Raw genomic sequence first — 12,723 nt, forward strand, 5'->3', positions numbered from 1 at the left:
CACCACACCCACAACTGGTGTGGTGATTTGGGGCGCCCAGCGCGGCCAAAGTCACCACACCCACAACTGGTGTGGTGATTTGGGGCGCCCAGCGCGGCCGAAATCACCACACCCACAACCGGTGTGGTGACTTCAGGCGCCCAGCGCGGCCGAAATCACCACGCGGACGGGCTTCGCACCCGGACCGCGGAACGTGTTCAGCTCGCGGAACCGCTGAAGGCCGGCAGATAGCCGTTCGTGTAGCCGTTGACGTTCGGGTGGTACGAGTTCTGCGGCGGCAGCAGCGTGAACCCGTTGAGGTACGGCGACGAGGCGCACGCCCCGTGCCCGGCGAACTCGTCGCGGACGTCGGAGTAGACGAACCCGGCCGCCGAGGCCCGCGACGCGATCACCGAGGCGAGCGCGTCCGCCCCGCCGTTGATCGCCTTCCGCTTGGTCATGCTCATCTCGCAGACCGGGGCCGCGGTGTCGAAGATCTGCGGGTACGACAGCACGACCACGCGCGCCCCCGGTGCCTTCGCCTTGATCGCCGCGTAGGTGGTGTCCAGTTTGCCCGGCAGGGTGTTCTGGATGTACTCCCTGCCGGCGTTCACCTTGGCGACGCAGGCCGCGTCGCTGGAGGTCAGGCAGGTGATCACGGTGGGGGCGAACCCGGCGTCGTTGCCGCCGATGGTGATGCTGATCAGGTCGGCGCCGCTGCTCAGCGTGGGGATCTGGGTGCTGAGCACGTCGTCGGTGGTGGCGCCGCTGCAGGCGAGGAACTGGAACGACGTCGGGCTGTTCTTGGCCGCCCACTGCGCCGCGTAGCTGTAGTTGCTGCGCAGGCAGGAGCCGGACTGGCCGGATGCGCCGACGCCCGAGGAGTACGAGTCGCCGAGGGCGGTGTAGTCGACGCTCGCCGCCCGGGCGGGGGCGCCGAGGGCGAGGCTGAGGATGGACGAGGTGACGAGAGTGGCGAGGACGGGCCCGATTCTCATCGGTGGCCTCCGATATCCGGCGGGGGATGTGGGGGCCGAAGCGCTTCGGTTACCGAACAGTAAGTCAAGATCTCGATGAAAGTAATCCGGTGACATATAAATTACGGCGTAGTAACATGCGTCGATGTGACCTGGGGTTTTGACCGCGGGTCATGTTACATGCGCAGAGTGCAGTTTCCTCTCAACGGCCGCGGAGCCGTTCTTCAGCGTGTTTTCAGATCTTCGCGATACCGTCGCGGGCATGGACGAGAATCGTGCTCGCCGGGTGGTGGCGAGTCTGCGCGACCGCAACGTGTTCGCTCACGTGAAACTCCCCCGGGCCGGCATCACGCAATACGGCGTCCGCGTCGTGCTCGCCGACGGCCGCGAGGCCGAGTGGGACACCGACGGCACCGCCGGTCTCGAGGCGCAGGTGATGCGCGACGGCGTGCTGGTCGGCTTCGTCCCGTCCATCCCCGGCTCGGAGAACTTCGGCGAGGAACAGATCATCGACGCGATCGTCGCCGCCGACTACGACCGTCCGGTGGGCCGGTCCGCCCCGTCGGCCGGCCGCCGGCCGACGCCGCCGCCCCCGCCGCAGAGCCTGGCCCAGCGCCTGCGAGCCGGTTTCCGCGACTAGGACCATGCTGAGGGCCGGACCAGGAGCCGATCGTCCGGGAGACAGAAAACGGGGCCGGTCGCCCGGCCCCGTTTCGCTGCGTCTCGGACGGCTCAGGAAGCCGCGGTGAACACCGAGGTCAGAACCGGGGCGACACCGGCGGCCGCCTCGCCCGGCAGAGCCTCGCCGGCCGCGCCGATGACCGCGTCGGCCTTGCCGTCCTTGGTCAGGTCCGCGAGGAGCACGCCCGTGCCGAAGGCGTCGCCGGCCTCGTCGACGCCGAACGCCTTCGGCTGGTCGATGCGGCCGGCTCCGGCGAACGGGCTGGTGACCGTGGTGCTGCGGGCCTGGCCGCGGTACAGGTAGGCCACGCCGGACTTGGCCGCGCCGTTGTTCGCCTTGCCGGGGGCGCCGACCAGCATCTCGGCCTTGCCGTCGCCGTCGACGTCACCGACGGCGAGGGAGGCGCCGAACCGGTCGCCCGCCACGTAGGCGTCGTTGAACTGCGCGCTGCTGAACGGCAGGCCGGTGGCGACCTCGGTCGCCTGGCCCGGGAAGACCGTGCCGGTGCCGGACTTCGGGAACTCGCCGGGTGCCTCGCCGGGGATGCCGACGATGACGTCCGCGTACGCGTCGCCGTCCAGGTTGCCGACCGCGACGGCCGCACCGAACTCGTCGCCGGCCTCGTTGGCGCCGCCGTTGCCGGACTGGGTACGCCCGAAACCGGTGCCCTTGCCGCTGGCCGCGCCCGGCATGATGTAGACGCCGCCGGACTTCGGGTCGTCGGCGGGTGCCTCGCCGGGGGCGCCGATCACCAGGTCGGTGTGGACCGAGCCGGTCACGTTGCCGGCCGCGAGGGAGTACCCGAACAGGTCGCCCTCCTCGTTGGCGCCGTTGAACATGCTCTGGTCGAGGTACCAGCCCCAGACCAGACCGGTCGCCGAGCCCTTGAGCACATAGATCGTGCCGCTGTGTGCGGTCTCGCCGGCCTGCTGCTCGCCGGGGGCGCCGATGGCCAGGTCCGGGTAGGTGTCGTTGTTGAAGTCGCCGGCGGCGAGGGCCCAGCCGAACAGGTCGCCCTCCTCGTTGGCCAGGCCGCCGCCGATGTTGGTCTGGGTCAGCCCGGCGGGGGCGCCCAGGCCGGTGGCGCTGCCCAGGTACACCATCACCATGCCGGCCTTGACCGTGCCGACGGCCTCGGTCGGCACGCCGATGGCGAGGTCGGCGTAGCCGTCCTTGTTGAAGTCGCCGGCGGCCAGCGAGGTGCCGAACGCGTCGCCGGCCTCGTCGGCGGCGCCCTGGTCGGTCTGGCGCAGGCGCTTGCCGGCGCTCAGCCCGGCCGCCGAGCTGTAGTAGACGGTGACGGAGCCGGAGGCGGCGCCACCGGGGGCGTCCTTGGGGGCGCCGACGGCCACGTCGAGGTAGCCGTTCTTGTCGAAGTCACCGGAGGCGAGGACGCTGCCGAATCCGGCGGCGGCCACCGCGGCGAAGCCGTTGTCGCTGGGGGTCAGCACGCTGCGGCCCAGCGCGTCGCCGGCGAACAGCGAGCTCAGGTCGGTGGTGACGGCGACGGTGCCGCCGCCGGACGTCGAGGTGGAGCCGATGCAGCCCTTGCCGCCGGCGTTGCGGGCCAGGCCGACGAGCTCGGTGCCGCGCAGTACCGGGGCACCGGAGTCGCCGGGGCAGAACGAGCCGTCGCCGGTCACGGTCGCGGTGCCGGAGCCGGTCTCCGCGACGGTGAACGACGCCTCGTGCGGGGAGGCCGGCACCCACTCGGTGCCGGTGCGCCCGTATCCGGCCACCTTGACGGTGTCGCCGGTGGCGAGCGCGGTGCTGCTGATCGCGACCGGGGTGATCCCGGCGGGGACCTTGGCGAGGCCGACGAGGGCCAGTCCGCGGGCCTGGTCGTACCGGACACCGGCCGCGTTGATCGTCTGCGTGGTGCTGCCGGTGGTGAAGTTGACCTTGAACGGCCGGGCGGAGGTGGGCTGCGCCGCGGCGCCGGTGCCGGTGGTGAAGCAGGCCTCGCCGGTGAGCACCAGACGCGGTGCGACCAGGACGCCGGTGCAGGCGACCGCGCCGGTCGTGCCGGGCGCCAGGATGGTGATCTTGGCCAGGGCGCCCAGCGTGGACACCGCCGGGCTGTCACCGGACACCGCATGTGCGGCCGTGGGTGCCGTCGCCACCACCGCGACGGTCAGGGCTGTGAGGACACCTCCGGTACGGAGGAGCAGAGAAGACAAAGGTAGGCCGGATCGCACAGTGGATCTCCCCGTTGGCGTTTTCAGGGGGCGCCGAAGAGAGATCGACGCCCATACCCCGGGCGTCAGTTGTAATGTGCCCGCATTGATGGGGCAAGAAGCCGTTCGTCCGCGGCACGCGCGACCCCATCGAAGATCAGCTTTGGCCTGGTGCTATTCGCATCGCCGAGCATGGATGCGTGTCGCGGATCACAAACCGAGAGTGGCCGGGCGCGAACGCCCGGCCACTTTTCACACGGCGTCGACGGTGAACAGCGCGGCCTGCTCCGGCGCCAGCAGCGGCACCGTCAGGCCCACCTCGGCGAGCACCCGGCCGGGCAGGGTGATCCCGCCGTCGGTCAGCCACGGCGGCGGGGCGTCCTGCACCGCCTTGTACGGCGCGCCGATCGGCCGGACCGTGTAGGAGCGGACCGGGTCCAGACCCGGGAACCGGACCGGCGGCGGCAGCGCGGACCGGGGCGTTCCGGTGGCGACCAGCGCGTACACGGCCTGCGACCGGTCCTGCGCGACCACACCGTGCAGGCGCAGCGCCGGGTCGGCCGGGTCGGCGCGGACCACCGCACCGGTGTGCAGCAGCGGCCGGAGCCGTTTGTACTCACCGATCCAGTCGGCGATCAGTTGTTTCTCGGCGTCGTTCGCGACGGTCAGGTTCCACTCGATGCCGGCGCTGCCGAACAGCGCGGTGGCCAGCCGGAACCCGAGCGCCGAGGTGCGACCGGTGACGTGCGCGGTGGCGTCGCCCAGGTGACCGCCCAGGTACTCCGGCGGGACCAGCACGCTGGTCCAGCGCTGGATGGCCTGCCGGTCCAGCGGGTCGTTGGTGTCCGAGGTCCAGAACCGGTCGACCAGCTCGAGGATGCCCAGGTCGATGCGGGCGCCGCCGGACGCACAGCTCTCGATCTCCACGTGCGGGAACGCCGTCTTCAGCTCGGCGAGCAGCCGGTAGACCGCGGTCGTCTGCCGGTGCGACGAACCGGGGACGAGCAGGTCCCGGTTGTGGTCCCACTTGAGGAAGGCGATGTCGTACTCGGTGAGCAGGTCGGCGAGGCGGTCGCGGATGTACGCGTACGCCCCCGGGTCGCCCAGGTCGAGCACCCGCTGCCAGCGCCAGGTCGGCGCGTCCGGGCCGCCGAGGATCCACTCCGGGTGTGCGGCGGCGAGCGCCGACTCCGGGCTGATCATCTCGGGTTCGACCCAGAGGCCGAACTCCATGCCCGCGCCGCGGACCCGCTGGACCAGCGGGTGCAGGCCGTCCGGCCAGGTCTCGGCGTCCACGTACCAGTCGCCGAGGGCACGCCGGTCGTCGCGGCGGCCGGTGAACCAGCCGTCGTCGAGGACGAAACGCTCCACACCGGCGGCGGCCGCGGCGTCGACGAGCTCGTTGAGGACGGCGTGGTCCTGGTTGAAGTAGACCGCTTCCCAGGTGTTCAGTACGACCGGCCGGGGCAGGCGCAGCGCGTTGCGGGACCGGATCCACGGGTGCAGGCGGTCGGAGAGGCCGTCGATGCCGGTGTCCGAGAAGACCGCGACCAGCCACGGCGTCTCGTAGGAGCCACCCTCGGCCAGGGTGATCTCACCGGGGGCCAGCAGCTCACCGGCACCGAGCGCGCCGTAGCCCAGCGCGGAACGCTCGGCGTGGACCGACTTGTCGCCGCTCCAGGCCAGGTGCACCGCCCAGACCCGGCCGTGCCGGAACCCGAAACCGGGCTCGCCGGCCATCAGCAGGAACGCGTCGTCGTGACCGGGGCGTCCGTGCCGGCTCTCCCGGCTCCACATCCCGTGGCCGAGCGGGGTTCGCTGCGGCTGACGTTCGTGACACCAGAGGCCGGTGAAGTCGAGCAGTTCGGCGGCGTCCTGCGGAATCGGGAGCCGCACGTCGAGGCCCGCGAGGTGGAAGTCGCCGGGACCGGTGTTGGTCAGGCGGTGCCGCACCCGCAGCACACCCTGCGATGACAGGTCCAGCTCGGTGAGAACCTCTAAATCACCCTCGGGAGTTGCGGAGCGTACCGTCAAGAAATCTTGAAGATCGGCACCCACCAGCCGCAACCCTCCGGCGGGTCTGCCCTGCCGGTGGCCGGCCAGCGCGGGCCGGCCACTCCAGCCCTCGGCCAGGCCGGGCAGCAGAGCGAAGCGCAGGGGTACGTCGAGCGAGCTCGGCGGGACCGCCGGAACGACCGCGTCGGCGAGCGCCGCGAGCGCGGTCCCGTCGAGGTCACCGAGATCGCTGCCCCAGTGGACGATGGACGCCGCGACGCCGCGGGCGTCCAGCACGAGGCTGGAGCCCGCGGCGCGCAGGTGGTGGACCGTCACTACTCGGCGACCGGGATCGACTGGGACTTCAGGGTGTCGATGGTGGCCGTCTGCGTCGTCTTGAGCGCGTCGGCCAGGGTGCCGCTGCCGGAGACCGCGGCCTTGAAGCCGTCGGACGCCGTGGCGTAGGTGGAGGTCATGGTCGGGCCCCAGACGAAGTCGGCGGCCACCTGGGTGGAAGCCGTGGCGAAGACATCGTAGATCTTCTGGCCGCCGTAGAACTCGACTCCCTCGGAGAGGGCCGGCAGGGTCGCGCCGGACTTCGTCGCCGGGTAGAGGTTGGCCTCCTTGTTCAGCAGCGTCAGCGCCTCCTGGTCGGTGTTCAGCCAGAGAGCGAACTTTGCCGCCTCGTAGGGGTGCTTCGAGCCCTTGAAGACCGCGGTGGACGAGCCACCCCAGTTACCGGCGCTGGTGCCACCGGCGGTCCACTGCGGCATCGGGGCGACCGCCCACTTGCCGGAGGTGTCCGGCGCGCCCGACGAGATCGAGTTGGCGCCCCACACCGCGGAGACCCAGGTCCACGCGTTGCCCTTGTTGTACGCGTTGTCCCACTCGGTGGTCCACGGCGGCACGGTCGAGACGAGCTTCTTGTCGAGCAGGCCCTGCCAGTAGTTCGCCACCTTGGTGGTGCCCTCGTCCTGCAGGTTCACGGTCCACTGGGAGCCGTCGTTGGCGAACCAGCGGCCCCCGGCCTGCCAGGCCAGACCGGCGAACTGGTTGATGTCGCTCTGCGAGAAGTTGGTGATGTAGCCGCCGGCGGCCTTCACCTTCTCGGCGGCCGCCGCGTACTCGTCCCAGGTGGTGGGGATGGCGATGCCGTTCTTCTCGAACAGGTCCTTGCGGTAGAACAGCGCCATGGGGCCGGCGTCCTGCGGGATGCCGTAGACCGAGTTCTCCTCACCGAAGGTGACCTGGCCCCAGGTCCAGTCGACGAACTGGTCCTTGGCCGCGGTGACCTCGGTGCAGTCGGCCAGGTTGGTCAGGCCGTCCTGGACGCGGAAACTGGGCAGCGCGTCGTACTCGATCTGGCCGAGGTCGGGGGCGTTGCCGGCCTTCAGCTGGTTGAAGAAGTTCTGGTACGTGCCGCCGTTGCCGTTCGGGCCGGTCTGCACGGTGACCTGAATGTCCGGGTTCTTGTCGTTCCAGGCCTTCACCACGGTCTCGATGCCGGGGATCCAGGACGTGAAGTTCAGGGTGACCGGGCCGGAGGACGGGGCGCAGCTCGCCGCGCCGCTGCTCTCGGTCGAGTCGTCGCTGGTCGACGAGCAGGCGGTCAGGGCAAGCGCCGAGGTCAGCACAATGCCGAGGGAGCGCATCGGAAAACGCACGATTTCCTCGTTTCTTTTATATAAGGACGGTTTTATTGCTACTTGACCGAGCCGGCACCGAGGCCGCTGCGCCAGAAGCGCTGCAGGAACAGGAACGCGACGATCAGCGGCAGGATGGAGATCAGTGCGCCGACGATCACCAGCATGCGCAGCTCGGGGATCTGGTTGACCTGGGTGTTCCAGGAGTAGAGGCCCAGGGTCACGGGGAAGAGACGCTCGTTGCCGAGCATGATCAGCGGGAGCAGGAAGTTGTTCCAGACCGCGACGAAGTGGAACAGGAAGATCGTCACGAGGGCCGGGAACATCAACTTCGCCGAGATCGTGAAGAAGGTGCGGACCTCACCGGAACCGTCCAGACGGGCGGCCTCCAGCAGCTCGTCCGGAACACTCGCGGTGGCGTAGATCCGGGCGAGATAGACACCGAACGGGTTGACCAGGCTCGGCAGGAACACCGACCAGAAGGTGTTCGTCGCGTTCAGCTGGCTGAAGATCAGGAACAGCGGGAGTGCCAGCGCGGTGGCCGGGACGAGCACGCCGCCGAGCACCAGGTTGAAGAGCGCCTCCCGGCCGGGGAAACGGTACTTGGCCAGGGCGTACCCGCACATCGCGGCCAGGATCGTGCCGAGCAGGGCCGCCCCGCCGGTGTACAGGATGCTGTTGCCCATCCAGCGCAGGAAGACCCCGTCGCGGTACGCGAAGAGCTCACTCAGGTTGTCGCCGAGGTGGAAGTCCGCGAACCAGAGCGGCTCGGTGCTGGAGAACTGGGACCGTGACTTGGACGCCCCGACCAGCAGCCACCAGATCGGCACCAGGAAGTACAGGGTGCACAGCAGCATGACGGCGGTGGCGCCGGCCCGGGAGAAGAGGGACTCGCGGATGCCCTTCACTTGTCACCTCCACGCTGGGTGGCCTTGAGGAACGTGAACGACAGCGCGCACGTGGCCAGGGCCAGGACGACCGAGAACGCCGCGGCCAGATTGAAGTTCGGGATCGACGAGGTGGAGTAGACGGTCAGGTTCGGGGTGTACGTGCTGGACACCGCGGAACTGAACGTCCGGAACACCTGCGGCTCGGCGAGCAGCTGCAACGTGCCGATGATCGAGAAGACGGTGGTCAGGATGATCGCCGGCATCACCAGCGGCACCTTGATCGACCAGGCGGTACGCCACGGGCCGGCGCCGTCGATCTTCGCCGCCTCGTAGACCTCCTGCGGGATGGCCAGCAGGGCGGAATAGATGATCAGCATGTTGTAGCCGACGTAGACCCAGGTCACCACGTTCGCCATCGACCACAGCACGAAGTCCGCGGAGAGGAAGTCGACGCTGCTGGTCAACGACGTGAACGGGGACAGGTTCGGGGAGTAGAGGAAACCCCACATGATCGCCGCGACGACACCGGGCACGGCGTACGGGACGAAGAACGCCAGCCGGAAGAAGCCGCGCCCCTTCACCAGTCCGGAGTCGAGCAGCAGGGCCAGCAGCAGGGCCAGTCCCAGCATCACCGGGACCTGCACCACGCCGAAGAGCAGCACGCGGCCGACCGACGACCAGAACGGGCCGTTCTCGAACACCCGCTGGTACTGCTCGAACCCGCCGAAGACCTCGGTGGCCGGGCCGAAGGTGCCGGTGCGCTGCACCTTGTACAGCGACTGCTTGATCGCGTACCCGATCGGCAGCAGGTAGAAGGCCGCGAACAGCAGGCCGAACGGCAGGATGAAGAACAGCAGAGCGCGTACCGGGGATTTGCTTCTCACGCCTTCTCCTCTCGGATCACGGCGATCCCGCCGCCCACGACAGTGGTGATGTGCTCGGCGGTGACCAGGTCGTATCCGGCGACCGGGCACGCCACGGGGGTGGTCCCGTGGTTGATCACGAACAGATAGGAGCGGCCTTCGCCGGTACGCCGGATCACCTCGACCGATCCGTCGGTCTCCGGTCCGACGGCTTTCACACCGGCCGCCGTGATCACGTTGCGCACCAGGTCACGCATGCCGCGCGGGTCCAGTTCGGTGGCCACGTACCAGGCCGTCCCGTCGCCGTGCTCGTTACGGGTGATCGCCGGGGTCCCGTCCGGACCGCTCGCCACCGATGCGGCGCCGGCCAGGCGCAGCCGTTCGGTCCAGAGCGTCGCGGTCGCCCCGTTGCTCAGCCGCACCTCGTCACCCGGCGGCATCGGCGCGAACTCCTCGGACAGCACGCCCAGCACCTCGCGGAAAGCCCCCGGGTATCCGCCCAGGCGGACCCGGTCCCGCTCGTCGACGATCCCGCTGAAGTACGTGACCAGCAGGTGCCCGCCGTCGCGGGTGTACTCGGTGATCCGCTCGGCGGCGGCGTCACCGACCATGTACAGCCCTGGGACGACCACCAGCCGGTACCCGCTCAGGTCGGCGTCCGGGGACACCACGTCCACGGTCACGCCGAGCTCTCGCAACGCCCGGTGGGTGGCGTGCACCTGGCCGAGGTAGGTCACCGCCTGCGACGGCCGGGCCTCACCCTCCGACGACCACCACGACTCCCAGGAGAAGAGCAGCGCCACGTCCGACACCACCGCGGTGCCGGCCACCTCGCCGATCCGCTGCAGCGTCTCGGACAGGCGCAGCACATCACGCCAGGCGGCGGTGTCGGTGCCGGCGTGCGGCAGCAGCGCGGAGTGGAACTTCTCGGCGCCCTGGGCGGAGGCCCGCCACTGGAAGAAGCAGACCGAGTCGGCGCCGCGGGCCACGTGCGTCAGCGAGTTGCGGATCATCTCGCCGGGCGCCTTGGCCAGGTTGTGCGGCTGCCAGTTGACCGCGCCGGCCGCCTGTTCCATCAGCATCCACGGGCGGCCGCCGGCCAGACCGCGGGTCAGGTCGGCGGCGAAGGACAGTTCGGCGGTCGGGTTCCCCAGACGGTGGTCCAGGTAGTGGTCGTTGGCGACGATGTCCATCTCCGGCGCCCACGACCAGTAGTCCAGGTTCCGGATGTGCGCGGTGACCATGAAGTTCGTGGTGACCGGAGCGCTGGAGTTGCGGCGCAGGATCGCGGTCTCGGCCCGGTAGTGGCCGAGCAGTTCGTCCGAGCTGAACCGCTGGAAGTCGACGAGCTGCCCCGGGTTACGCAGGGACAGCGCAAGCCGCGGCGTCTGGATCTCGTCCCAGTCGCCGTACCGCTGGCTCCAGAACGAGGTGCCCCAGGCGTCGTTCAGCGCTTCGATGCTCTGGTACCGGTCCCGCAGCCAGGTCCGGAACGCGACAGCGCTGTTCTCGCAGTAGCAGAGCGCGTTGTGGCAGCCCAGCTCGTTGGAGACGTGCCAGAGGGCGAGCGCGGGGTGGTTGCCGTACCGCTGCGCGACCCGCTCGACCAGGTCGAGGGTCCGCTCGCGGAACACCGGGGAGCTGGGGCACCAGGCCTGCCGGCCGCCGGGGAACCGGGTGGTCCCGTCGATCGCGACGGGCAGGATCTCCGGGTGCCGGGCGCTCAGCCACGGCGGCGGCGAGGAGGTGCCGGTGCCCAGGTTGACCCGGATCCCGCCGGCGTGCAGCAGGTCGAGCACCTCGTCGAGGTCGTCGAAGTGGTGCTTGCCGGGACTCGGTTCGAGGTTGGACCAGCCGAAGATGTTGACGGCCACCAGGCCGACTCCGGCCTGTTGCATCAACGCGACGTCCTCGCGCCACACGTCGGGCGACCACTGCTCGGGGTTGTAATCACACCCCAGGCTGACGCCCGGCACAGGCATGCGCACGGTTCTCATAAAACTCCTGGTCAACAGATGTGTGCACGTGCACACATTTCCGCAGACCTATCGGCCGGTTACGGATGTGTGAACGTGCACACGCTAAGACTGGGTTGACGCGAGGTCAATACCGCGCGGCGTACTGTGATCGCATGTCGCGGCCGAAACCCCGGAAACGTGCCACGGTGCACGACATCGCGGCGGCGGCCGGCGTCTCGCGGGGCACCGTGAGCCGTGTGCTGAACGGCGGTTACGTCTCGGCCGAGGCCCGCGCCGCGATCGAGGCGGCCATCACCGAGGTCGGCTACGTGCCGAACAACGCGGCACGCGCCCTGAAGATGCGCCGCTCGCAAGCGGTCGCCTTCGTCGCCCTGGAACCGCATTCGCTCTTCCTCGACGATCCGAACATCGGGTCGATCATGCTGGGCGCCAATGCCGCGCTCTCCCTGGCGGACCACCAGATGGTCAGCCTGGTGGTCGAGTCAGCCCGCGACACCGACCGCGTGGCGCGCTATCTCAGCGGCGGTTTCGTCGACGGCGCCATCGTCGTGTCGGCACGCGCCCGGGATCCGATCATCAGGGTAATCAGCGATCTGGCCCTTCCGGCGGCTTTCGTCGGCCATCCGCCGGATCTCAGCCAGAACATCCCGTTCGTCGGAATAGACAACGCCGGCTCCGCACGGGCGATCACGAAACGCCTGCTCGCCGGAGGACGCCGCCGGGTCGGCATGATCGCGGCAGCACTGGACCGGGACTCCGGCATCGACCGGCTCAACGGGTTCCGGGACGCGCTCGGTCCGGCCTTCGACGAGGAACTCGTGGCCGACGTGCCGCTCTACGACTACGCGTCCGGCGTCAAGGGGATGCGGGCCCTGCTCGAACGCGAGCCCGCCATCGACGGCGTGTTCGCAGCCTCGGACGCGGTCGCCGCCGGCGCGCTGGAGGCGTTGCGGGACGCGGGACGCAGCGTCCCCGGCGACGTGGGGATCGTCGGGTTCGACGACAGCACGTGGGCGGTGCGCTGCCAGCCGCAGCTGTCGACGGTGCACCAGCCGGCTTCAGAGCTCGGCTCGTGGGCGGCCCAGTTGGTGCTGCAGCAGCTCCGGGGCGAGCCGGCCCCGGTCGAGAACAAGCTGCTCGACACCCCGATCGTCTGGCGCGACTCCGCCTGACCGGGGCACTCTTGACCGGCAGTTCCAGGTCCAGGTCGCGACTGCGCGCGATCTCGGCTACCTCTTCCTGCCACAGACGTGGGGACGGGGGTACGCGTCAGTGGCCGGACGCCGTCGACACCCCGGGCTCGCCGCGCCGATCCGCACCCCTCGAGCCCGACAGGAGCAGCTAGACACGTTTCGTGGTCAGGGCGCGAAGCCCGTCCGCGTGGTGACTTCGGGCGCGCTGGACGCCCGAAGTCAACACACCCGTGGCGGTGTGGTGATTACAGGCGCGCAGGACGCCCCAAATCAACACACCCCTGACGGCGTGGTGAATACAGGCGCGCAGGACGCCCCAAATCAACACACCCCTGACGGCGTGGT

At 69.7% G+C, this 12,723-nt stretch carries 9 protein-coding genes; 2 read left to right on the top strand and 7 right to left on the bottom strand.

The window, feature by feature from the left end:
• Window positions 1-197: 197 nt before the first annotated feature.
• On the bottom strand, window positions 198-977 hold the full coding sequence (locus tag WH85_RS44345; protein WP_045748229.1) for an SGNH/GDSL hydrolase family protein: 780 nt from the start codon (window positions 975-977) through the stop codon (window positions 198-200).
• A 241-nt stretch (window positions 978-1,218) separates the two neighbouring features.
• On the opposite strand from WH85_RS44345, the gene WH85_RS44350 reads away from it, so the two are divergent.
• Complete coding sequence (locus WH85_RS44350; protein ID WP_045748230.1) at window positions 1,219-1,596, top strand: hypothetical protein; 378 nt, start codon at window positions 1,219-1,221, stop codon at window positions 1,594-1,596.
• A 92-nt stretch (window positions 1,597-1,688) separates the two neighbouring features.
• Here the strand turns inward: WH85_RS44350 and WH85_RS47955 are convergent, their stop codons facing one another.
• The 6 genes from WH85_RS47955 to WH85_RS44380 all read right to left on the bottom strand — a co-directional run bounded on the left by WH85_RS47955 (window position 1,689) and on the right by WH85_RS44380 (window position 11,188).
• Window positions 1,689-3,761 (bottom strand): trypsin-like serine protease, encoded by a 2,073-nt coding sequence (locus WH85_RS47955; RefSeq protein WP_157411605.1) that lies wholly within the window; start codon window positions 3,759-3,761, stop codon window positions 1,689-1,691.
• A gap of 306 nt (window positions 3,762-4,067) precedes the next feature.
• Window positions 4,068-6,146 (bottom strand): alpha-galactosidase, encoded by a 2,079-nt coding sequence (locus WH85_RS44360; protein WP_045748231.1) that lies wholly within the window; start codon window positions 6,144-6,146, stop codon window positions 4,068-4,070.
• Window positions 6,146-7,474, bottom strand: a complete 1,329-nt coding sequence (locus WH85_RS44365) for an ABC transporter substrate-binding protein (protein ID WP_245674361.1) — start codon at window positions 7,472-7,474, stop codon at window positions 6,146-6,148. Before WH85_RS44365 ends, WH85_RS44360 begins: the two co-directional genes overlap by 1 nt.
• Window positions 7,475-7,512: 38 nt before the next feature.
• On the bottom strand, window positions 7,513-8,361 hold the full coding sequence (locus WH85_RS44370) for a carbohydrate ABC transporter permease (protein ID WP_342669835.1): 849 nt from the start codon (window positions 8,359-8,361) through the stop codon (window positions 7,513-7,515).
• A complete protein-coding gene (locus WH85_RS44375; protein WP_211275637.1) occupies window positions 8,358-9,227 on the bottom strand; it encodes a carbohydrate ABC transporter permease in 870 nt (289 codons plus the stop codon). The genes WH85_RS44370 and WH85_RS44375 overlap by 4 nt, the downstream gene beginning before the upstream one ends.
• Window positions 9,224-11,188, bottom strand: a complete 1,965-nt coding sequence (locus WH85_RS44380) for a beta-galactosidase (RefSeq protein ID WP_157411606.1) — start codon at window positions 11,186-11,188, stop codon at window positions 9,224-9,226. The genes WH85_RS44375 and WH85_RS44380 overlap by 4 nt, the downstream gene beginning before the upstream one ends.
• A gap of 149 nt (window positions 11,189-11,337) precedes the next feature.
• Here WH85_RS44380 and WH85_RS44385 point away from each other — a divergent pair, with 149 nt between their 5' ends.
• Window positions 11,338-12,357: a LacI family DNA-binding transcriptional regulator gene (locus WH85_RS44385; protein WP_045748234.1), complete on the top strand. Its 1,020-nt coding sequence runs from the start codon at window positions 11,338-11,340 to the stop codon at window positions 12,355-12,357.
• The last annotated feature ends 366 nt before the right edge of the window (window positions 12,358-12,723 follow it).

The sequence above is a fragment of the Actinoplanes rectilineatus genome, from assembly GCF_000962825.1.
GTDB lineage: Bacteria > Actinomycetota > Actinomycetes > Mycobacteriales > Micromonosporaceae > Actinoplanes > Actinoplanes rectilineatus.

Excerpts from the sequence above, each read along its gene's own strand:
- WH85_RS44345 (WP_045748229.1), bottom strand. The coding sequence starts at position 977 with ATGAGAATCGGGCCCGTCCTCGCCACTCTCGTCACCTCGTCCATCCTC.
- WH85_RS44350 (WP_045748230.1), top strand. The coding sequence starts at position 1,219 with ATGGACGAGAATCGTGCTCGCCGGGTGGTGGCGAGTCTGCGCGACCGC.
- WH85_RS44380 (WP_157411606.1), bottom strand. The coding sequence starts at position 11,188 with ATGCCTGTGCCGGGCGTCAGCCTGGGGTGTGATTACAACCCCGAGCAG.
- WH85_RS44385 (WP_045748234.1), top strand. The coding sequence starts at position 11,338 with ATGTCGCGGCCGAAACCCCGGAAACGTGCCACGGTGCACGACATCGCG.